Origin of the sequence: Pedobacter insulae (genome assembly GCF_900113525.1) — a bacterium.
GTDB lineage: Bacteria > Bacteroidota > Bacteroidia > Sphingobacteriales > Sphingobacteriaceae > Pedobacter > Pedobacter insulae.
On the sequence record NZ_FOPP01000005.1, the window covers coordinates 187862 to 210770 of the forward strand.

17 protein-coding genes are annotated in these 22909 nt (G+C 39.6%); 13 read left to right on the top strand and 4 right to left on the bottom strand.

Annotated features, from left to right (window positions below):
- Positions 1 to 6: 6 nt before the first annotated feature.
- The 6 genes from BM207_RS10310 to BM207_RS10335 are packed head-to-tail and all read left to right on the top strand — an operon-like array spanning position 7 to position 7670.
- Entirely contained in the window at positions 7 to 1578 is a 1572-nt protein-coding gene (locus tag BM207_RS10310; RefSeq protein WP_090993938.1) for a SusD/RagB family nutrient-binding outer membrane lipoprotein, read from the top strand.
- Between the two features lie 52 nt (positions 1579 to 1630).
- A complete protein-coding gene (locus tag BM207_RS10315) occupies positions 1631 to 3169 on the top strand; it encodes a DUF5689 domain-containing protein (RefSeq protein ID WP_090993664.1) in 1539 nt (512 codons plus the stop codon).
- A 15-nt stretch (positions 3170 to 3184) separates the two neighbouring features.
- A complete protein-coding gene (locus tag BM207_RS10320) occupies positions 3185 to 4597 on the top strand; it encodes a calcineurin-like phosphoesterase C-terminal domain-containing protein (RefSeq protein ID WP_090993666.1) in 1413 nt (470 codons plus the stop codon).
- 26 nt (positions 4598 to 4623) lie between these two features.
- Complete coding sequence (locus BM207_RS10325; RefSeq protein ID WP_090993668.1) at positions 4624 to 5523, top strand: glycerophosphodiester phosphodiesterase family protein; 900 nt, start codon at positions 4624 to 4626, stop codon at positions 5521 to 5523.
- Between the two features lie 48 nt (positions 5524 to 5571).
- Positions 5572 to 6933, top strand: a complete 1362-nt coding sequence (pgtP, locus tag BM207_RS10330; RefSeq protein WP_090993670.1) for a phosphoglycerate transporter protein PgtP — start codon at positions 5572 to 5574, stop codon at positions 6931 to 6933.
- 11 nt (positions 6934 to 6944) lie between these two features.
- Positions 6945 to 7670 (top strand): GDSL-type esterase/lipase family protein, encoded by a 726-nt coding sequence (locus BM207_RS10335; protein ID WP_090993672.1) that lies wholly within the window; start codon positions 6945 to 6947, stop codon positions 7668 to 7670.
- Here the strand turns inward: BM207_RS10335 and BM207_RS10340 are convergent.
- The 4 genes from BM207_RS10340 to BM207_RS10355 are packed head-to-tail and all read right to left on the bottom strand — an operon-like array spanning position 7648 to position 11483.
- Entirely contained in the window at positions 7648 to 8295 is a 648-nt protein-coding gene (locus BM207_RS10340; protein WP_090993674.1) for a GDSL-type esterase/lipase family protein, read from the bottom strand. The genes BM207_RS10335 and BM207_RS10340 overlap by 23 nt on opposite strands.
- A 5-nt stretch (positions 8296 to 8300) precedes the next feature.
- Entirely contained in the window at positions 8301 to 9530 is a 1230-nt protein-coding gene (locus BM207_RS10345) for a glycoside hydrolase family 172 protein (protein ID WP_218155043.1), read from the bottom strand.
- Complete coding sequence (locus BM207_RS10350) at positions 9530 to 10603, bottom strand: SGNH/GDSL hydrolase family protein (protein WP_090993676.1); 1074 nt, start codon at positions 10601 to 10603, stop codon at positions 9530 to 9532. Before BM207_RS10350 ends, BM207_RS10345 begins: the two co-directional genes overlap by 1 nt.
- A gap of 4 nt (positions 10604 to 10607) precedes the next feature.
- Positions 10608 to 11483 (bottom strand): AraC family transcriptional regulator, encoded by an 876-nt coding sequence (locus tag BM207_RS10355; RefSeq protein WP_090993678.1) that lies wholly within the window; start codon positions 11481 to 11483, stop codon positions 10608 to 10610.
- Between the two features lie 229 nt (positions 11484 to 11712).
- Between BM207_RS10355 and BM207_RS10360 the strand changes: the two genes are divergently transcribed.
- From BM207_RS10360 to BM207_RS10390, 7 genes are read left to right on the top strand one after another with little or no spacing between them, the layout of a single operon-like run.
- Complete coding sequence (locus BM207_RS10360; protein ID WP_090993942.1) at positions 11713 to 14886, top strand: SusC/RagA family TonB-linked outer membrane protein; 3174 nt, start codon at positions 11713 to 11715, stop codon at positions 14884 to 14886.
- Between the two features lie 18 nt (positions 14887 to 14904).
- Positions 14905 to 16554, top strand: coding sequence for a RagB/SusD family nutrient uptake outer membrane protein (locus BM207_RS10365; RefSeq protein WP_090993680.1), 1650 nt, complete (start codon positions 14905 to 14907; stop codon positions 16552 to 16554).
- Between the two features lie 22 nt (positions 16555 to 16576).
- Positions 16577 to 17599 (top strand): IPT/TIG domain-containing protein, encoded by a 1023-nt coding sequence (locus BM207_RS10370; RefSeq protein ID WP_090993682.1) that lies wholly within the window; start codon positions 16577 to 16579, stop codon positions 17597 to 17599.
- Positions 17600 to 17606: 7 nt separating this feature from the next.
- Positions 17607 to 18749, top strand: coding sequence for an alkaline phosphatase family protein (locus BM207_RS10375; RefSeq protein WP_245768076.1), 1143 nt, complete (start codon positions 17607 to 17609; stop codon positions 18747 to 18749).
- A 2-nt stretch (positions 18750 to 18751) separates the two neighbouring features.
- Positions 18752 to 19873, top strand: coding sequence for a glycoside hydrolase family 26 protein (locus BM207_RS10380; RefSeq protein ID WP_245768077.1), 1122 nt, complete (start codon positions 18752 to 18754; stop codon positions 19871 to 19873).
- Between the two features lie 4 nt (positions 19874 to 19877).
- Complete coding sequence (locus BM207_RS10385; RefSeq protein WP_090993946.1) at positions 19878 to 21704, top strand: sodium:solute symporter family protein; 1827 nt, start codon at positions 19878 to 19880, stop codon at positions 21702 to 21704.
- Between the two features lie 4 nt (positions 21705 to 21708).
- Positions 21709 to 22902, top strand: coding sequence for a glycoside hydrolase family 130 protein (locus tag BM207_RS10390; RefSeq protein WP_090993686.1), 1194 nt, complete (start codon positions 21709 to 21711; stop codon positions 22900 to 22902).
- Positions 22903 to 22909 lie beyond the last annotated feature (7 nt).

Consider the following 22909-nt stretch of genomic DNA (forward strand, 5'->3'; position numbering starts at 1 on the left):
AAGAAAATGAAAAAGATTAAAAATATAACCAGTTATACGCTATTACTAGCTCTTGGAATTTCATTCTTTTCTTGTAAGAAAGATTTTAATGAAGTAAATAAAGATCCTATTGGAAAATCGACTACAACGGCTAATCAATTATTGGCTCCTGCCTTAACAGGTGTGTTATATGCAAATATGGTGCGTAATCGTAGCTTTAATAATGAACTCATGCAGGTTACGGTTGACCTAGGAGATAATGAAGGAAAAGTCTTTCGATATGATATCAGGCGCAATGTTGCCGATTACACCTGGAATACTTGGTATCCGCAGTTAACAAATCTAAGAGATATCTACACAATCGCTAGTCAGCCAGAATCTCTAAACAAATCGTATCAGGCTATCTCATTAATTACCGAAGCATGGGTGAGTCAATTGCTTACAGATGTGTATGGAGATGTGCCTTACTTTGAGGCCAACCAAGGTAAAGTTGGTTTGCTGGAACCGGCTTACGATAAGCAAAAGGATATTTACCTGGATCTCTTCAAAAAACTAGAGGAAGCAAATACTCTGCTAGCCGCTGGTGAAGCGATTATACCCACTGGAGACCCTGTTTATCAAGGTGACGTGTCGAAGTGGCGAAGGTTTGGAAACTCATTGTATTTAAGACTGCTGCTTCGTGTTTCTGGAAAGGCGGACGTGAGCGCGGCGGTAATTGCCAAACTGAAAGAAATGATTGACACTAACCCTTCCAAATACCCGATTATGGAAAACAATACCCATACGGCTAACATTCTTTGGAATGGTACAAACAGTAGTTCAGCAGTTTACTCTTCCCCATTTATGATCAGCATTCGCGCTGTTGACTTTAGAACACCCGCTATCTCTGAGTTTTTTATAGATAATCTTACAACTTGGGCAGACCCAAGAATTAACCAATCTTTAGGAAAAAATAACGTCAACAGATGGGGAATTGCTCCCGGAATGAATGGTTTTGCCGGAGTACCTAGTGGTTATGCAAGTGGAAGTACCATCCTAAAACAAGCCTATTTTTATTCAGATGCACAAACCAATAATCCAACCACCTTACAAACTGACCCATATACTGGTATTATAATGAACGTGGCCGAAGTGGATTTTATTTTGGCAGAAGCTGCTGCTAAAGGATGGATAAATGGAACAGGAGAAGCCTATTACTACAAAGGAATAGCGCACTCTATCAACTATTGGATGCCCAACTTATTAATTGACCCTAATGACCCGAAAGTTATAGCCTATGCTGTAGCTGCCGATATTGATTGGGATAATTCACTGCCTTTAAATACAACTACAAGAGGGACGCAAAGTAAAATGGAGTTAATTCATTTGCAAAAGTACTACGCACTTTTTTTGGTCGACTTTCAACAATGGATTGAATTTAGGAGAACGGGACATCCTTTCTTAAATCCAGGAACAGGTTTGGCAAATGGGGGTAAAATGCCAGCTAGGTTAAATTATCCACTCATTAGCCAATCGACTAACCCGACAAGCTATAAAAATGCGGTCGCATCTCAAGGGCCTGATGATATTAATACATTAGTTTGGTGGCAAAAACCTTAGGAAGTAAAGCAGTTAAATTTGCTGCATTACCATTAAAATTAAACATAAAAAGATGAAAAATACATTAAAATATATCCTTTTACTAACTGCAATTGTTGGAATCTGGACCGGATGTAAACGAGATGACGATTATGTCAAAAGCACACCAAGCGATTTTATTTCCAATTTCGATTTAAAAAAGCTGTATAAAGAAAGCGATTTACCGCTAACCGCTACGCTATTGGGTGGTGCGACTTCTATAAAAGGAGTAGTCATCTCCGATTTTAGGGCGGGAAACTCTCCCGCTGGACTGCTGATTATGCAAAATAGCCGAATGGCTGGAAATGGAATTGATTCTTTGCGCGGCATGGCTTTTAACATTGGATCAGACGCCTCAACATATCTTCCAGGCGACTCTGTTCATATCAAGGTTGAAGGTGCAACCTTAAAAAGAGTAAACGGAATTCTGCAAATTGTTGGGGTCTCGAGTACCTCAGTTACAAAAATTTCTAGTGGTAAAGCAGTAAGAACCCAAGCGGTAAATACTGGTAAAATTTTAGCTAATCCATCATTTTATGAAAATACTCTTGTGACCATCAGTAGCGCATTGTACGATCCAGAACCCGATGCTGATGCAACTTATGCGGGCGACAGAGTAATAGACGATGGTTTTGGTAAAGCAACTGTGCACACAGAATCTACCGCTGATTTTGCAAACATGCAGGTGCTGCCAACTGGTAATTTTACGGGTATCCCTTTTGTAACTGGTAGTGGCGTTTCGGCTAAAATTAATTTATGGTTACGCGATGCGGATGATTTTTTCTTTGTGGTATTGCCTAAACTTTCTCCAATAATTATATCAGGTTATATGGTGGATCCAAATGGTGGTGATGGAAATAATGAATACATACAGTTTTTAGCAACTCGAGATATTAATTTTGCAACAACGCCATTTGCTGTTTATACAACTAACAATGCTGGCGCAAGCGTTACACCTGCACTGGGATGGAATACAGGTGGAAGTAGGACTTACAAGTTTAACTTAACTTCTGGAACTGTATCAAAAGGAGAATACTTTTATATAGGAGGTACAAATAAAAATATAAACGGATCTTCATCAACGGTATCTACAGATATTAGTTCTGCAAATTGGATTGTTAGTTTAGATTATACTAGTTTAGACGGAGCAGATGGAATTGGGACCAAAACATCAAACCTCTTAGCTAATAGTGGTAACGTAGCGGGTATTGCAGTTTTTGCAGGCACAAACGTTACTCCATCTACCGTTCCGTTGGATGTAATTTTCTATGGCGGTGCCGGGGGTGTCTTTTATAGCGCTGGTCCTCCAGAAGTGGGTTACAGAATTACTAATACCGATTATTATGGTACAATTAATCCCCTAACCCGACTACCGCAAAATTTCTATGGCGCAGGTACAAATAAAAATCGTTTAACTTTCCCTTCTGCTTCAACTAGCTTCTCTAAACTTGGCGGTGTTTACGACGCTACCTCAGGAAGATGGGTTACCGGAAGAACTTTAACATCTGTTAAACTAAGCCCAACTTCGCAACTCATTGAAATTGAAGGAGAAGGAACAAGCCTTGTGAATTAGATCAACATAGCCACTATGAATAGAAAATCGTTTTTACAAAACATAGGTTTAATTACCGGAAGCGCCTTTATCTCTATCAAAGCGAACGCTTTAAATAAATTAAAGCGAAACGAAACGATTACAGGGAGCGTTAGCGCGGACGGAAAGGGAATTGCTAATGCAATTGTTTCAGACGGTTTTTCAGTTGTTGAAACAGGCGCCAATGGAAAGTTCGTTATTACTCCCAATGAAAAAGCGCAAGCGATTTTTTTAAGTACACCAGCAGGTTACGATTTTAACGTTAAAAGCAACATTGCAAAACAATACGAAAACCTTGGAGCGAGAAACGAATACAATTTTAAACTGAAGAAGTTGAGAAAAAGTGACGATGCACATCGTTTCATTATATGGGCAGATCCGCAGGTAAAGAACAAAAAGGATGTTGCTCAGATGATGGCGACTTCAGTCCCAGATGTACAGCAGCTAATTCGTGAAATGGGATCAAACGCACTGGTTCATGGCATTTGCGTAGGAGATATTGTATGGGATAATTTGCCTTTATATGAAGATTATAACCTTGCCGTAGCAAAAATGGGCATTCCATTTTTTCAAGCGCTTGGTAACCACGATATGGATTACCGAATGGGCGGCGACGAGACTTCAGACAAAACCTTTAAGCAATATTTTGGGCCAACATATTATTCGTTTAACCGGGGCAAGGCGCATTATATCGTATTAGATGATGTGCGTTATCTCGGTCGGGAAAGAGAATATGACGGTTATATTTCTGAAGAACAACTGGCTTGGATGGAAAAGGATCTGGCATTCGTGCCAAAGGATAATTTAGTCATAATTAATCTCCATATCCCCGTTCATAATGCTGTTAAGAATAAAGAAGATTTTTACAGAATTTTAGAAAAGTTTACCAATGTACACGTAATGTCGGGACATACGCATTACAATAAAAACGTAATCCAGAAAGGCGTTTACGAGCACAATCATGGCACAGTATGCGGCGCTTGGTGGACGGGTGCAATTTGTGGAGATGGAACACCTCGGGGGTATGGAGTTTATGAAGTGAAGGGCACAAAGTTAAAATGGTATTATAAGTCGACAGGATTGGCTAAAAGCCACCAAGTTAGTATCGATATAGAACATTTAACTAACCAGAAAAGGATAATTGCGAATGTTTGGAACTATGATCCTGAGTGGAAAGTAGCATGCTTTTTAGACGGCAAACGGGTTGAGATGGAAAAGCAGATAGGGTTTGACCCGGAGGCAGTCCGCTTGTATTTAGGGGATAAGTTGCCTGCAAGCAGACCTTTTGCCGAGCCTAGTAGAACAGAACATCTTTTTATGGTACATTGCGAACCCGGCGTTAAGACCGTAAAGATGGTGGTAACCGATCGATTTGGTGAAACTTACGATGTTGTAAAAAATATCGGGTAGCGAGCTACTCAATAAACACATATTAAATGAAGTATACTTTTTTAATAATTTTTGCTTTAGTTTTAACATTAAGTTGTAAAACAGTTAGTCAACACAGCAAAATGGAGGTTAAATTTCCAGATTTTAGTGCCGAAGCACATCGAGGTGGAAGAGGATTAATGCCAGAAAACACCATTATCGCTATGCTCGATGCCATGAAGTATGATAAGGTTACCACTTTGGAGATGGACACCCATATTACCAAAGACCATCAGGTTGTAGTGACGCACGATGATTATTTAAGCCCCGGTTTTATGCTGAGCCCAGACGGCAAGGATATTCCCAAAGAGGACGCTAAAAAATACGCAGTCTTTCAAATGGATTATCAATTATTAAAAACCTTTGATATTGGAACGAAAGTAAACGCTGGGTTTAAACAACAGAAGAAAGTTAAAACCTATATTCCATTATTGGCCGATTTGATTGATAGCGTGCAGCAAGAGATTAAGGAAAAAGGGAAAAAACAAATTTTTTACAACATCGAGACTAAAAGCGGGGTAGCTGGCGATGATACCGTTAACCCTAAGCCAGAAGTGTTTGTAAAATTATTAATGAATGTGATTGAGCAAAAGAAGATTACACCGTTTGTAGTAATCCAATCTTTCGATAAAAGGACGATACAAATCATTCACAAGAAGTATCCTCAAGTAAAAACCTCTTTTCTAGTTTCTAATAAAAAAACCTATGAGGAAAATATAACCGATTTAGGATATAAACCATTCATCTTAAGCCCGGAATGGAAAACAGTTACGGCCGATTTAATAAAGAAGGCACATGCCGATGGAGTGAAAATAATTCCCTGGACCGCTAATACAATTGAAGATATTAACCATTTGAAAGCGCTCAAAGTAGATGGGATTATAACAGATTATCCAAATCTTTTTTAAGTGTTGAGACCACCCTCATCCGATGAGGAATTACTAACCTAACCAAATATGAGTTTTAATATTTTTCCGCCGCCTGCGGCCCATAAGCCGCTATTACCGCCAGATAGAATTAAGTCGATATATAGTAAAGAACGCATCAAAGTTTTTATCGGAATATTTTTAGGGTATGCAGCTTATTATTTAGTCCGCAAGAATTTTTCCTTTGCGGTGCCCGAACTCCAAAAATTAGGGTTTAGCAAGGCCGAGCTGGGTTTGGCCGCTTCCGCACTTTCCATTGCTTATGGATTTAGTAAATTTCTAATGGGTAATATTTCTGATCGAAGTAATGCGAGGTACTTCTTGTCCATAGGACTTGTTTTATCATCTTTTACAATGATATTTATGGGTTTAATACCTTTTGCCACTTCTTCCATTGCTGTGATGTTTGTATTACTATTTATCAATGGCTGGTTTCAGGGAATGGGTTGGCCGGCTTGTGGTCGTGTTGTAGCCCACTGGTACTCTGTTCGGGAACGCGGAACGGCTATGTCTATCTGGAATTTAGCACATAATCTGGGCGGTTTTTTTGTCGGGCCGCTCACTGTATTGGGTTTCGAACTCTTTGCTGGATTTCAGGGGATGCTTTATTTCCCAGGAATGGTGGCTATCTTCTTTGCTCTTGTTGCATTTGTACTGGTCAGGGATACTCCGCAATCTGTGGGATTACCTCCCATTGAAGTATATAATGAAGACTATCCGAAAAGCTATAATGCAAAAACACAAGAACAGGAATTTTCGGCAAAAGAGATTTTTTTAACATATGTTCTAAATAATAGATTGCTATGGTATATTGCTGTGGCAAATGCATTCGTTTATTTAGTTAGAAATGGAATTATAAATTGGGCGCCAACATTTTTACAGGAAGCAAAATATTATACTAAAGCCGAAGCTGCCTGGGCATCTGGAGGCTATGAATTGGCTGCGGTTCCAGGAACCCTTCTCTGTGGCATCATTAGCGACAAGGTTTTTAAAGGGAGAAGAGCGCCCGTAACGATTATTTATATGGCAATGACACTAATCGCAGTTTTGGTGTATTGGAAGTCACCCACCTCCAGCCACCTCGTCCAAAATCTTTCGCTTTGGGCAATTGGCTTCTTTATCTACGGCCCTGTGATGCTAATTGGGGTTCAGGCGATTGATTTAGTTCCAAAAAAAGCTGCGGGAACAGCTGCGGGTTTGACAGGCTTATTCGGTTATTTTATAGGCGATCTATTAGCCAACGCAGCTTTAGGTGGACTGGTTGATCGGCAGGGTTGGGACGCAAGCTTTATTGCCATTGCTATCTCCTGTTTATTTGCCATATTTTTTACGGCCTTCACCTGGAATAGAGAAAAAGAGAACTTGTCTAATTTAACTCCTTTATCACATTAAATCTTGTTTCTATGAATTACTTTTTAAGCAGATTATTATCAGCGATCACCTTAATTGTTTTCTTAAGTTCAGGTTGTGCACTTGCTCAAACCCTGCAATGGGATAGCACTTATCGCCCAGGCAAGTATGTGGAACTGGTCGGTAAATTTAAAGCGGAGGCAGCTGCTAAGAACGACTATATTTTCTTGGGCAATAGCATTACCGCCGGCGTTGATTGGGCTAAACTCTTAGATTTACCCCAAGCTAAAAATAGAGGTATTTCCGGGGATATTACTTTTGGTGTTTTAGAGCGGTTACAGGAAGTGATTGATCGTAAACCTGCAAAAGTGTTTGTGTTAATCGGTATCAATGATATCTCCAGGAATATTCCCGATGCGGTTATTTTGGCTAACTATAAAAAGATAATAAGCCGGATAAGAGCAGGCTCAAAAAAAACACAGATTTATTTTTATACGCTGTTGCCGGTAAATAGTTCATTTGAAAAATTCAAAAATCATTATGGCAAAGATGAACATATACTTTATCTCAATGAGGAAATTAGAAAGCTCAAGGCCAAAAAAGTGAGGATAATTGATTTATACCCAGTGTTTTTAGATAAGGATAGCCACTTAAGAGCCGAACTAACAAAAGACGGCCTGCATCTCATACCTGCTGGTTATCAAGTTTGGAAAGAGGTGCTGGAAAAGAGTGGATACTTGAAAAAAAATAAAAACATTATTTCAAATATGGCTCCATAATTTTTTGCCAAATTGCATATCCTTTGGCATTCATGTGCAACATGTCTGAGTTGAAAATATCTTTCATAATTGTACCGTCCGCATTAAACATCGAATCGAATGTATTAATAAATTTAGCGTTCTTCATCCCCTTCATCATTTCGGCAATCTTCTTATTCGCTTCTCTCATTTGCGGCCAATATTTTTCACGGGAGGGGCTAGGCTTGATCGATATGTAAGCAATATGAACTTTAGGGTTGTTAGCTCGAATTAAATCGAATAGTTTTTGAACCCTGTTCACTACATCGTCTACACTAGCATTTCCAGTAAAATCGTTTTCGCCACAGTAAATTACGATTTGCTTAGCGTTGTAAGGAAAGATAATGTCATTTGCATAGTTGATTACATGGGGAAGAGAAGAGCCCCCAAATCCCCGATTAATAATTACCTGTTTTGGAAAATAATCCTGCACATCTTTCCAATTGGTAAAGGTTGAACTTCCCACAAATAGTATTGCCTTTTTTGGAGGGAACTGGACACTGTCTTTCTTCTTAAAGTTTTGTATGTCCTTAAAGAATGGAGCTTCTTGTGCGTTAGCGAATGTAAAAGTTGCTAGAAAAAGGAGAAGTAGGGTTACACGTTTCATATGTGTTATTTAATTAATTTCAAATTGTAAATCCGGTCTGCTAATGGTTGTAGAGCAGGTAGATCGTTTGCTGGTTTATCAAGGTAAAAATAACTTGTTGCCGAATAATCATCAACTCTGTAAAATAAAACACCACCAGGTCTAAACCGCTCATCAGTAATGATGGGCGCCGGGTTCATGGTGTTTAATTTCAAATATCCGGTTTTTGAATTAGCGATGACAGGTTTTATCTTAATTTTTTTTTGATGGAGCTCTCTGGCAATTTCCAGGCTAGTGCCGCCTAATTCTTGTAGTGTCACTTTTAAGTTGGTATTAAAATAAATTTCATCGGGTACGTGATATCGATAGAACGCATAATAACCCATTTTGTTATCGGCAATTAAACAGCCCTGGTACTGATGGTTAAAGGTGCCCAATCCCCATGCTGCCCCTACATAATCCTCCGTCCCAGTACCATTAATCGTGGGGTATTTCGAGTCATTGTCAATGAACATTTTTACCTCTCCTTCACCCCACCAAGTTCCTTTATAAAGAGAATCGGTAATTACACCGATATTTGCCCCCAAAAATCTTCCCTTCCCTTTAACCGCAGGTAAAATTTCGAAGTCCTTACCCAATTCATTGGTCGATTTCCTATTCCAAAACGCATGAAAATATAATACATCATTGCCATGTGGAGGTGTTTCCAAAACGGTCACATCGTAGAACAAATTCACCTGTAATTTGCTTTCGTTTACGAAGAGAATCTGCACTTTTTTTCTAAATGGCATCGGAATAAAGCAATTAAAAGATTTACCTTCAGGATCGCTGAAAAAAACAGATTCGAATGGTTTTTTCTGACCTAGACCGATGCCGAAGAAGTCGCCGAATGGGACATCTACAGCTGGCTTATCTGCCCCATCCCAAAAAATCTTTAAGCGAATAGACCTCAGCACCTCAGGAGATCGGTCGCTTATCGTATACCACATTCGCTGCACAATTCCACTCCCATCAAAATCAACAATGGTACGTGTGGCTTCAGGTGCAATTGTTTCTGTAGCGTGACCTTTTGCGCCATCATTTTCTTTACCGCCATTTCCTTTTGCGCCACTCATGTTCTCGAAGCTGATTAACTTGGAACTTACATCGCTTCGCATTTTGAAAAGCTCCTGAGCAGGCACAATCGGACTAATTAGGGTTAGCGTGCAGACTAAAAGAACCTCTTTTATTTTTGTCAGATTAAAATGTAGCATCATTACCATTTCATTGCTTTTTTAAGGTAAGAGGTTAACTCGTTTCCAATTTCTTTTTGCTCTGCTAAAGAAGGGTGGGATCCGCAACCTTTCATACTTTGCTTCGTGAAAACGTAAGTGCCAACATTGCGATCTCCTTTTTTAATCATTTCACGCTCTACAGCCTGGATGTATTTTACAAGAGCTTTTTTCAATGGCTTATTGGCCATTGGACTGGACAAGAAAATTAATTTTGCTTTGGGATAATAGCTGCGTAAAGTTTGGGCAAATTGTACATAGGCATTGCAAAATTGAGCAGAGTCCTGAACGCCATCATTTTGCCCCAGACATACGGTAACTACATCGGGTTGATATCGATTAAAATCCCAGGTCATCTCGTTCTTTGACATGTTTATTTTGTCGAACACCTGAGGCATCAGGATCTTTTTGTCGCAACAGCTGTGTATTAAACCAATGCCTGAAACTGCCGAAATATGATATTGAGCATTAAGAGTTCGTGCTGTTAAAGGTCCATAAGCCAGATATGCATTATGTTGGTCGTACCATTGTGCGTTCTTATCTCCGCATTTAATTTCACTTTCGTCACTCCCAAAACCGCAGGTAATCGAATCGCCAATAAACTCTATCTTTCGCTTTTGCTCAGCCGGTGGCGATAATAGCTTTTCACAACTAAAACCTATAATTTCTACATAGCCGTTTTCAAATTCTGTGTTCTTACAAATAACGATCGTGTGTTCGCCAGCTGGCAAATTTTTAGCTAACTCGATTTTGTTCTCCTTGTTTTTTAGTTGAATTCGATAAGCTGGCTGATCATCAACCTTTACTTCAAGATAGTTGTGAACAATGCCATAGATCAATTCATCATTGATGTTAAGTTCACAAAACGTGCCTTTAAACCGAATGCTGATATAGGCTCCAGAGGCCCACATTTTAGGTTTTAAAGGGTTTGAAAAATCTATCCTGCCAATGTATCGTATTTTTGAATCGGCAGCATTATAGAAGGTCTTTTCCCTTTCTATGGCAAAGCATGAGCTACAGATAATTGATAATAAAAATATCAGGCGAAAATTCTTCATAAATCTATACAAAGACCCTATTACCCGAAAGATTTTCTCTAAACTCTTTGGGTGTGCAGCCTTTTTTCTTTTTAAATATTCGATTAAAGTTGGAGATATTGTTAAAACCACAATTGTAAGCAACTTCGGCAACGGATTCGGTTGTGTCTATCAGTTTTCTAGAAGCATGACCAAGTCTGATTTCGATTAAACTATCTATAAAGCTGATGCCTGTTCTGCTTTTAAAAAAGCGGCTAAAAGAAACCTCCGTCATACTAGCAATTCTGGCAACCTCTGCCAAGCTAACCTGCTTGTCGAAATTTACATTGATATACTCCATTACTTTCTCTACGCGTCTGCTATTGTAAGAGAATTCGGCATTGCTGAAGGTAGAATCAGAGAGTGTTCTCATATTACGAGAGGTGGATAAATCATGCAATATCGACATCAGCTCAAGAACCGAATCGAAGCCGTGCTTTTTGTTGAGCTTAATTAATCTTGGGCCAATGTTCTGTGCAGTTTCACTCGAGAATAAAATGCCGCACTTTGATTTTTCGAATAATTCTCTGATCACACGAAGTTGGTTTCGACGTAAGAATTTCTCGTCGAATAGGTCTTTGTGAAATTGAATGGTTACTTCATGAATTTCTTTCCCAGCTAATTTGTGAGTTTCCCAAACATGTGGCAAATTAGAGCCAATAAGCACCAATTCGATATCTCCGATCTCTTCGATATGATCGCCAACCACTCTCCGGGCTCCGCTCGCATTAGAAATGAAATTCAATTCCATCTCTTCATGGTAGTGAAGAGGGAAGTCAAAATCTTGTTTTTTCCTTTCAAAAATGGTAAAACAATCGCTGTTAGTTAGCGGAGTAATTTCTTTTATTATATTTGAATGCACAAAAAAGGATTAAATAATATCAACTTATTGGATAAAATAATATCAACATTCAAATATAAGCGATGATATGCTAAATTGCTAATTAAAATAGTGTTAGCAATGTTGGATAGCAGTTATTTCGCAGTTATTAACGGTTAAAGTGTTAAAAATATTATAAATGGATAAAATAGTATTATCGAATGAATAGAACTGACCGCTACTTTTGACATAAACCAAATAAAAAATGCTTATGCTTAATAAACTCTCTACTAAGTTATTTGTGCTACTTGTGTGTTTGTGCGCTTTCGGCAATACATATGCCCAAGATAAAAGGGTATCTGGGAAGGTGGCTGACGAGGCTGGGGCAGCGCTTGCCGGCGTTTCAGTAAGTGTAAAAGACACTAAGGCTGCTACGGTTACAGATGGGAACGGAAATTTTTCATTAACGGTTCCGGCAAATGGTAAAATCATTCTTTTCAAATATTTAGGCATGGAAGACCAGGAGGTTTCCATTGGCAATAAGATTATTTTTACAATTACCTTAAATCCTAGCAGTACCACTTTATCAGACGTTGTGATTGTGGGTTATGGCTCAGTAAAAAAATCAGATCTTACCGGTTCGGTAGCTAGAATTGGACGCGATGATCTCCTTAAAGATGTTCCTACTAACGTATTGCAAGCCCTTCAAGGAAAAATTGCAGGGGTAAGTGTAACCCAAAATGATGGAGCTCCGGGTGCGGGATTAAGTATAAGGATAAGAGGTTCGAATTCTTTTTTAGGGGGTACTGAACCTTTGTATGTAATAGACGGTGTTCCCTTTAACAATTCTAGTTCTGGTGCCACCCCAATGTCTATTGGAGAAGATGAAAAACAGACCCTCAATGCGATGTCGTTCATTAATCCGAACGATATTGAAACCATCGATATTTTAAAAGATGCATCGGCCACTGCTATTTATGGTTCTCGTGGTGCAAATGGGGTTGTTTTAATAACCACACGAAGAGGCAAAAGCGGTAAAGACAGAATTGAAGGGACTTTTACGGTAGGCACAGCTCAAGTATCGAAAAGACTGGATGTTTTAAGTCCATCTGAGTACGCCGCTTATCAAAACCTAGCCTATCTTAATTCTAATATTTATACAGGTACCACTTATACTATGCCATATAGAGGAGAAGACGTTCCTGATCCACTAAATCCGGGTAAAACGTATTACGATAAAGGTCCTGATGATTTTATTGGCGATAAGAACAATTGGCAGGATCGAATTTTCCGCACAGGCTTGTATCAAAACTATTCCGTAAATATTGCCGGGGGTTCAGATTTAGGGACACACAGTATTACCTTTAACTATTTAGATCAAGAAGGCACGGTTATAAATTCTAATTATAGCAGGTTTGGATTGGGGCTTAACTTAAATAGAAACTTAAGTAAAACCTTTAAAATTGGAACCAGCACCTCGCTCGCCAGCACCCTTACCAATGGGGTAAAAACAGGCACCGACAAATCTGATGCGGCAAGTGCGGGTGTAATCCGTTCGGCAATTACTTTCCCATCTACCATATCCGATCCAATTGCTTATGATGGTGTTGGAGATGCTTTTATCACCAATCCGTATGTATATGTAAATGATGCGTTGAATAATGTAAAGGGGTTGAACATTTTCTCGTCAAATTATATGGAAGCCACCTTTTTAAAAGATTTTAAGTTTAGACAAAACGTGGGCTTCAACTATTCAAACAGTGCCAGGGATCAATATTACCCACGAAGTATTTACGAAGGCTTTGCCATGAAGGGCTGGGGTTTAAAAGCCGATAACATTTGGAGCAATGCCACTTCGGAGAGCATTTTAACCTACCAAAAGAAATTAGCGAAACACAGCATTAATATTGTGGGTGCCGGCACGTATGAACGTACGAACGGGCAGAGTAAAAGAGCAGAAGCGAAAACGTTTCCTAACGATGCCCTGCAAAACGAAAATCTTGCTGCCGGCGAGGTTATTATGCCCGTAATTACTTCTCGTTACCAGTCTACATTGATGTCATTCTTAGGACGTGTTAATTATAATTTTGACGATCGCTACCTTTTAACCGTTTCCTATAGGCAAGATGGATCAAGTAAATTCGGTAAAGACAATAAATGGGCTGGCTTCCCTTCTGCTGCGGCGGCTTGGAAAATTTCGAGCGAAGATTTTATGAAAGACAGCAAGTTGATTAGCGATTTAAAACTTCGCTTTAGCTATGGCAAAACAGGAAATCAAGGAATTGGTTCGTATGCGTCGTTAGCCAAGCTTAGTGTATATAATTACGTATTTGGAGGGGCAGTACAAACTGGCTTAGCGAATGATTTATATGCTGGTCCGGCCAACGAAAAACTGAAATGGGAAACAACGGGTTCTTATAACTTGGGTGTAGATGTAGGAATGTTTAAGAATAGGCTAAGTTTAAGCGTAGAAGTCTACAAGAAAACTACCGACGATCTTTTACAGAACTTAATTATCCCTTCTTCAACAGGTTTTAGAAGCAAGCTGGTAAACTCTGGGTCAATAGAAAATAAAGGGCTGGAAGTAACTTTAAGCGGTGTTGTAGCTAAAGCGAAGGATTTTGAATGGAGTTCAAACTTCAACATTTCTTTTAACAGGAATAAAATTTTAAGCTTAGGTCCAGATGTAATCGAGCAATATGGACGTAATATTTCTACAGGCGACGCACCCTTTATCCAAACAGTCGGAAAACCTATCGGAGCACTTTATGGCTACATAGAAGATGGCTATTATGATAATGAAGCAGAAGTAAGAAACGATCTTGTATATACCAATCAGGGAAATGCAATTATTCTGCGTACCATAGGTGAAGTGAAATACAGAAACTTAGATAACGATCCCACTTCTATCGGCCAAGGTGATAGAACCTTTATCGGCGATGTAAATCCAGACTATACTTTTGGTTTTACCAACAATTTCAAGTATAAAAGATTTGATTTAAGTGTTTTTGTAAATGGTGTTCAAGGTAATGATGTGATTAACATGAACACAAAGTTTAATGCCAACCTTGGTACAAATAAAAACATTACAAAAGACATGGCAGATGGCGCATGGGCACAGGGAAAGGACAATAGCAAAGCAACAGGACCTAAAATAATGAGACAGTTTTTTAGAGATTTACAGTTTAGCCGAAGATTTATAGAAGATGGCAGCTTTGTGAGGATTAAAAACGTTACGCTTGGCTATAATGTCTCTTTAAAATCTAAAACAATTTCTGCTTTGCGAGTTGCCGTAGGGGCAAATAACTTGTTTACGTTCACCAATTACTCTGGTTACGACCCAGAGATCAATAGCTATGGGGACAACCCGGCAGTGTTTGGCGTTGATTTAGGGGGGTACCCTAATTCAAGAACCTATAATTTTTCATTACGTTGTAATTTTTAACCTTAATAAAATAATCACATGAAAGCGATTTCAACATATTTTATAGCACCAGTTTTAGTCTTAGCATTGTTATGCACTAGCTCGTGTAAAAAGGCTCTGGAAGAAAAACCTTTTTCATTTTATTCGCCAGAAAACTCTTATAAAAACGCAAGCGACGCACGAGCTGCTATCAATGGGGTGTATGGTGAGCTTTATACCTACGACTTATTTATCCAGCCTTTTTGGAATATGACTGTTCTAGATGACGACCATGTTTCGGGCGCAGATTGGTTCTTAGGGAGTACGGGTGCCGGTAACCCACAAAATTATTGGGGTGTAGATGGACCTTGGATTGGATGTTATACCATTATTGCTAGAGCAAATACCGTATTGGAGAATGTGCCCAATATTACAGAAATAGATCCTGAAGTTAAAAATAGAATTTTAGGTGAAGCTTATTTCTTAAGAGGATGGGCCTATTTTCAATTGGTACAGCTTTATGGAGGTGTGCCTATCCGATTAAAAGCTGTCTCAGCAGAGAACCCTGAAACAAACATACCGAGAGCGACAGTAAAAGAAACCTATGAAGCTGTTATTGCAGACTTAAAAGCAGCTGAAGCAAATTTATTACCTTATGGGCACGCAAATGCTGGCGAGCCAGGTCGCGTAAACCAAGGTGTAGCAAAGGCTTTCTTAGCTAAAACCTATTTAACAATGGCTTCAGGTGCTTCCTCTGGTAATGTTACTGTTCGCGGAGGTGTTGATAATGGCTATTATACCTACGCTAAAGACGTTGTAAAGGGTTTGGAAGGATTAGATCCCAAAGCTTATTATACTTTGGCGAGAGACAAGGCGCAGGAAGTAATTTCGAGCAACCTTTATGTGCTTACACCAAATTGGGTAGACTTGTGGAGTATTGCCGGGAGGAATTCAAAAGAGCAAATGTGGGAAATACAATCTTTGGCTGGATCGGCCTTTATCAACAATTTGGGTGTTTATTTTTCTGCCCGTTCTACCTTTGGGGTGGGCGCTGTTTGGACCACAAACAACCACTACAAAGACTACGATGAGTTAGATAAAAGAGTACTAGATGGGATTACACACAATTACCAAACCTTACAGGGTACTTACATTTTTTATCCCTTATCTCAAGCCGCAAAATATAAGGTTGTAAATGGGATTAACTATAATAATTCGGGGAGTACGACGGCAGAAAGAGCTTATACCATTAAGTATAGTGGTGTGGCCGACCCAACTGTGGCAAACAGCGATGCTTTTTACCCATTGCTAAGGTATTCAGAAGTGTACTTAATGTATGCAGAAGCTGAAAATGAAGTTAATGGTCCAACAAGTACTGCATATGACGCTTTAAATGCGGTAAGGTTTCGCTCATTTCCCACCACTGGTTCACCAGCTATGCCGGTTCCAGAGGCGTATGCGCCAGCTAGTATGACATCAGAACAGTTTCGAAGCTATGTGTTGGCCGAAAGGGCAAGAGAGTTGAACCTAGAGGGTGTAAGGCGTTTTGATTTAATGAGGTGGGGCATTTACTTACAGGTAATGAATAAAATTTCTACAGGGCAAAATAATATATCAAAGGTAAGAACAACAAAAAATTTATTATTACCCATACCAATTAATGAACTGAACTCAAACACAGCTATCAAAGGTAATAACCCGGGCTGGTAAAATTTAACTTAACTCATCAATTATGAAAAGGATCAAAGAATATATAAGTGTTGGCTTTATAATGCTCACATTTATGGTGGTTGGGGCCTGTAAGAAAGAGAAGACAGAAAATGCCGCCCCGCCAACTATAAGTTCTATAAACAATTTAACCGATCGTGGTGCAACATTGCAGTCAATAGGATATGGCGAATGGATTGTGATCAATGGCACCAATTTGAGTACCACATCAAAGGTTGATTTTAATGGCACATTGGCTGCAGATTCATTAATCTATGCGGACGATAATAGCATCACCGTTAAAATACCAGCAGAATTGGCCGACCCTGTAAATAACCCAATTACGGTAACAACCAAGTTCGGAACGGCAACCTTAAATTTCAAGGTAATGCAGCCTGGGCCACAAATTAATGATTTTGATCCTTCAGCCGGGTCGCCAAACGATGAGGTAACGATTTATGGAGCATACTTTAAGGGAGTAACAGATGTAACAATCAATGGTGTAGCGGCAACGATCTTGTCTAATACCAAAACCGAAATTAAGGTGAAAGTACCTGGCGGGGTTTCTTATGGTGAAGTAGTAGTTACAACCCCCGTAGGTACAGTTACCGCAACCAAGACGTTTGGAGTAAAACACTTTATTTACGAGGATGCGCTTAGTAACAAATGGACTAACACTTCATATTCTACATTAGGTCTCAACTTTGCTAACACCGATGTTGTGAAGAGAGGAACAAACTCGATACTCGTAAATCATAAATCCTTTTCTGCATTGAGGTTTCGTCTGGTTTCTAAATTTTCGACAGCAGGTTATAGTACGCTTAAACTGTCTATGTATGGTGGACCTGGTACAGATGGCAAAAAAGTTAAAATATCAGTTTCTCCTGCTGCGGGTTCTTACGAATTGATATTGACGGAAGGAAAATGGACAGATTATCAAGTACCTTTAATCAACATTGGAAGTCCTGCAACAATAGAATATCTTACCTTTCAGGAGTTTAGTGGCTTTACATCTTCCATTTATGTTGATGACATTGGGTTCTATTAAAAAGCACTTGAAAATCGTCATTGCGAGGCACGAAGCAATCTTAAAGCAGTGGATTACTTCGTGCCTTGCAATGACAGTAATGCTATTGTTGAGCGTTAAACCTGCAATAGCTCAGGAAATAAAGACTAAGAACGTGGTAATCATCACGTTTGACGGCTTTCGATGGAAAGAGCTTTTTGAAGGAGCAGATTCGTTGAATCTCTTTGGAAAGAAATTTACAAAACAGGACTCCGCCTGGAGAGTTAGAAAATACTGGGGTAAAGATACGGAAGAGCGTAGAACCAAATTGATGCCTTTTATGTGGAATTCCGTGGCCAAGCAGGGACAGATTCACGGCAACCGCAATTTTGGAAATAAAGTTGACGTAAAGAATAAATTTTGGTTTTCTTTTCCCGGCTATAATGAGATTTTTACAGGCTATCCCGATTCTTTGATTAATTCAAACGCACACCCCCCAAATCATAACATTAATGTGTTGGAGTTTTTAAATAAACGCCCAGAATTTAAAGACAAAGTCGCAACCTTTACTAGTTGGGACGCTTTCTATAAAATCTTGAATGCCGAACGATCTGGATTTCCAATAAATTCAGGTTTTAACAATGTAAAAGGAGATAAACTCAGCGAGGTACAAAAAACATTGAATGATTTAATGTGGTGGCTTCCGAAAGATTACGGAATGGGTGAGCGACATGATGGGATCACCTATTCATTTGCTAAAGAACACGTAAGATTAAATCATCCTCGGGTATTACAACTTAGTTTTATTGAAACTGATGCATTGGCACACGATGGACGATACGACTTTTACCTGGATGCAGCTAATTACAATGATAAAATGATCGCCGATCTTTGGAATTATATGCAGAGTGATCCATTTTATAAAGATCAAACAACTTTTATCATCACGGAAGACCATGGCAGAGGTTACGGAGATAACTGGCAACACCATTATCACACCGTAGAACATAGCAATGAAATCTTTTTTGCAATCATGGGCCCTGATACAAAGGTTTTAGGTGAGGTTAAGCAAAAAGGACAATTATATCAAAACCAAATTGCACAAACCATTGCGGCACTTTTAGGGGTTACCTTCGAAAATGGCCACGAGATAGGCAAACCAATTCAAGATGCATTGCCTGTAAAGAAATAAATATGAGCATTATCAAGATCTTTTTCGTCGTATTCTTTGTCGCATTTTTTGGCCAGGTAAAGGCACAGCAGTTGGTAGATCCGAAAGCGACAAAGGAAACCGTAGCGCTTTATAGAAATTTGCATTTACTAAGCGGAAAACACATACTATTCGGGCATCAAGATGATCTTGCATACGGCGTAAATTGGAAATACAAAGCCAAACGGAGCGACATAAAGGATATAGTAAACGATTATCCGGCAGTGTACGGTTGGGATTTAGGTCATATAGAGAAAAGGGCTTCTCAGAACCTTGACGGAATTCCTTTCGATAAAATGAGACAATTTATTAGAGAAGGGTATAGCCGCGGGGGCGTAATTACGTTAAGTTGGCATTTAGATAATCCTTTAACAGGAGGTTCAACCTGGGATACCACCCAGCGAACAGTAGCAGCTATTTTACCTGGCGGAGTAAAGCATGAGCTGTTTAAAACCTGGTTAGATAGGGCTGCGTCATTTATGAGAAGCCTGAAAGGTGCAAAGGGGGAATCTATTCCGTTGCTTTTCAGGCCGTTTCATGAGCTAAATGGCGACTGGTTTTGGTGGGGCAAAAATAAAACAACACCCGAAGAGTTTATAAATCTCTGGAAATTTACAATCAATTACTTGCGAAATGAACAAGGATTGCACAATCTCATCATTGTCTATAACACCAATAGTTTTGCCGACGAAACGGAGTTCCTTGAGAAATACCCAGGGGACGACATGGCGGATGTTCTAAGCTTCGATAAATACCAGTTTACAGCCAATAGCCAAGCATTTATTACATCCACACGGGCAGAGCTCGAGATTTTGGTAAGACTTGCCAAAGCAAAGAACAAATTATCAGCCTTCGCCGAAACAGGATATGAAGCAGTGCCCGACCCACAATGGTGGACAAAAACTTTATGGCCAATTGTTAAGGATATCCCTATCAGCTACGTATTGGTTTGGCGAAACCAGGGCTACATGGAATCGATCAAGAAGATGCACTATTATGCGCCTTACAAAGGGCAGGTTTCTGAACAAGATTTTGAGAAGTTTTATCAGATCCCAAGGGTAATTTTTGAAAAAACAACAAGAAAGAAGAACATTTACCAATATTAAATACATGAAATTACAACTGATCGATATTTCAATTTTAGTTGCTTACCTGGTTACCATGGTGCTGATTGGTATTTACATGCGTAATAAAGCTAAACAAGACAAGGAAAGCTATCTTTTGGGTGGTAAAAAGCTACCTTGGTATATGCTTGGCTTAAGCGACGCCAGCGATATGTTCGACATTAGTGGCACGATGTGGATGGTTGCCCTCTGCTTTGTATACGGCTTAAAAAGCATTTGGATACCTTGGCTATGGCCTGTATTTAACCAAGTGTTTATGATGATGTTTTTGTCTAAATGGCTTAGGCGATCTAATGCCAACACAGGCGCGGAGTGGTTGCAAACGCGGTTTGGTTTAACTGGCAAGGGGGTATTGGGCTCGCATATGATCGTGATTGCCTTTGCATTGATTAGCTGTTTGGGATTTTTAGCCTATGGTTTTGTAGGCCTAGGTAAATTTATGCAAGTTTTTATCCCCTGGGAAGTTGTTAAAGCTTATGTACCTTTCGAGATAACCGAAAAATATGTACCACATTTTTATGGGATTGTATTTACGCTATTTGCCATGTTCTATTCTATTTTGGGCGGACTGCATAGCATCGTACTGGGTGATGCCATTAAATATGCGATCATGACAATTGCGTGTATTTGTATAGGGGTTATTGCTGTGCAACATTTGCAAGGACAAAGCTTAAATGTGCCTAAAGGATGGGATGATCCATTTTTTAGCTGGAAGCTCGACTTAGACTGGAGCAAGATTGCGGCAGATGCGAATAAGAAGATTGCAGATGATGGGTATAGCTTATTCGGCTTGTTTTTTATGATGATGCTGATGAAAGGCGTTTTTGCCTCTTTGGCTGGTCCGGCACCAAACTACGATATGCAGAAGGTGCTCAGTACCCGCAGTCCAAAGGAAGCCAGTAAAATGACTGGTTTTGTTAGTATTATTTTATTGCCAATCCGTTATTCGATGATTACCGGTTTAACGGTGTTGGCATTGTTATACTACAACCAGCTCTACTTAAAAGGGCCTGATGGGGTAACAGATTTTGAACGGATTTTACCCGCTACCATCAATAATTTTCTGCCTGTTGGGGTGCTGGGTTTAGTCTTAACCGGCCTACTAGGCGCTTTTATGGGCACTTTTAGTGGGACTTTAAATGCCGCACAAGCCTATATTGTTAATGATATTTACTTAAAATACATCAATAAAAATGCAAGCAATAAAAAGGTAATGCGCATGAATTACCTGTCGGGTTTAGTTGTTGTAGTTGTAGGCGTGTTTTTTGGCTTTTTAGCAAGAGACGTGAATAATATTCTGCAATGGATTGTGGGTGGTTTATATGGGGGCTATGTTGCGGCAAATTGCTTGAAATGGTATTGGTGGCGCTTTAATGCGAATGGATTTTTCTATGGAATGGCAGTGGGGGTCATCTCGGCACTACTCATGCCTTATGTAACCACGGGCTTACCCCTTTATTGGTGGCCATTATTATTTGTACTCTCGTTGATCGGATGTATAATTGGCACCTATGCCGCACCTCCAACGGATATAAGCGTACTCAAGTCGTTTTATGGGAATGTAAGGCCATGGGGGTTTTGGAAACCTATACACGAACTTGTAGTTAAGGATAATCCATCTTTTAAAGCCAACAAAGGCTTTGCTCTCGATATGTCGAATGTAGCACTGGGTATTGTGGCACAGTTGTGTCTTACAGTTTTCCCGATGTACCTTATTATGGGCATGTATAGTCCATTAGCAATCACAGTTGCCCTATTGGGTGTCATTATTTTTGTTTTGAAAAGAACTTGGTGGAATAGATTAGAAGATTAAGCATATGGATATAAATTTCGAAGAACGCATAGCCGACATGGCAGTTAGACAAGAAGAACTTTTAAGAAAGAGGAATGTACCGGTTGTACCCCATAATGGTCTATATTATCGTTATAAAAATCCTATTTTAACAGCGGGTCATGTTCCTTATACCTGGAAATACGACCTTAACCCAGCAACCAATCCGTTTTTGATGGAGCGTTTTGGAATCAACGCCGTTTTAAATGCGGGAGCCATTAAATGGGGTGATAAGTTTTTATTGATTGCTAGGGTAGAAGGGATTGATAGGAAATCATTTTTTGCCATTGCCGAAAGTCCAAATGGCATCGATAATTTTCGTTTTTGGGATTATCCGGTCGCCATACCCGAAACTGACGAGCCCGATACGAATGTATACGACATGCGTTTGGTAGCTCATGAAGATGGATGGGTTTATGGCTTATTTTGTACCGAACGTAGAGATCCTGCTGCCAGTGCCGGAGATCAATCGGCCGCCATAGCGCAATGTGGTATTATCCGTTCAAAGGATTTGGTTAATTGGCAACGCTTGGCAGATTTAAAAACGCCATCACCACAGCAGAGGAATGTAGTGTTGCACCCGGAATTTGTAGATAATAAGTACGCTTTTTATACACGCCCACAAGATGGTTTTGTAGAAGCAGGAAATGGGGGTGGCATTGGATTTGGCTTGTCGGACAGTATTGAAAATGCAAGCATCCGTGAGGAAATTGTAATTGATAAAAAGGTTTACCACACGGTTTACGAAGCAAAAAATGGTTTAGGTCCGGCGCCTATAAAAACTGGCAAAGGTTGGTTACATTTGGCACATGGCGTTCGTAATACCGCGGCCGGACTAAGATACGTGCTTTATATGTTTTTAACAGACTTAAACGATGTAACCAAGGTTACCCATAAGCCCGCAGGATACTTTTTGGCTCCGGAGGGAGAAGAACGTATAGGCGATGTGTCGAATGTGGTTTTTTGCAATGGGTGGATTGTAGAGCCGGGTGGCGCGGTTTATATTTACTATGCCTCGTCTGATACCCGCATGCATGTGGCAACGAGTTCCATCGCCCAGTTGTTGGATTATGTGATGAATAATCCGGCAGATGGTTTACGATCAGCAACTTCTGTACAAACAATTCAACAGCTTATAACTAGCAATTATAAACTTAATGAAACAGCTAAACTTGTGTAGTCGCTTA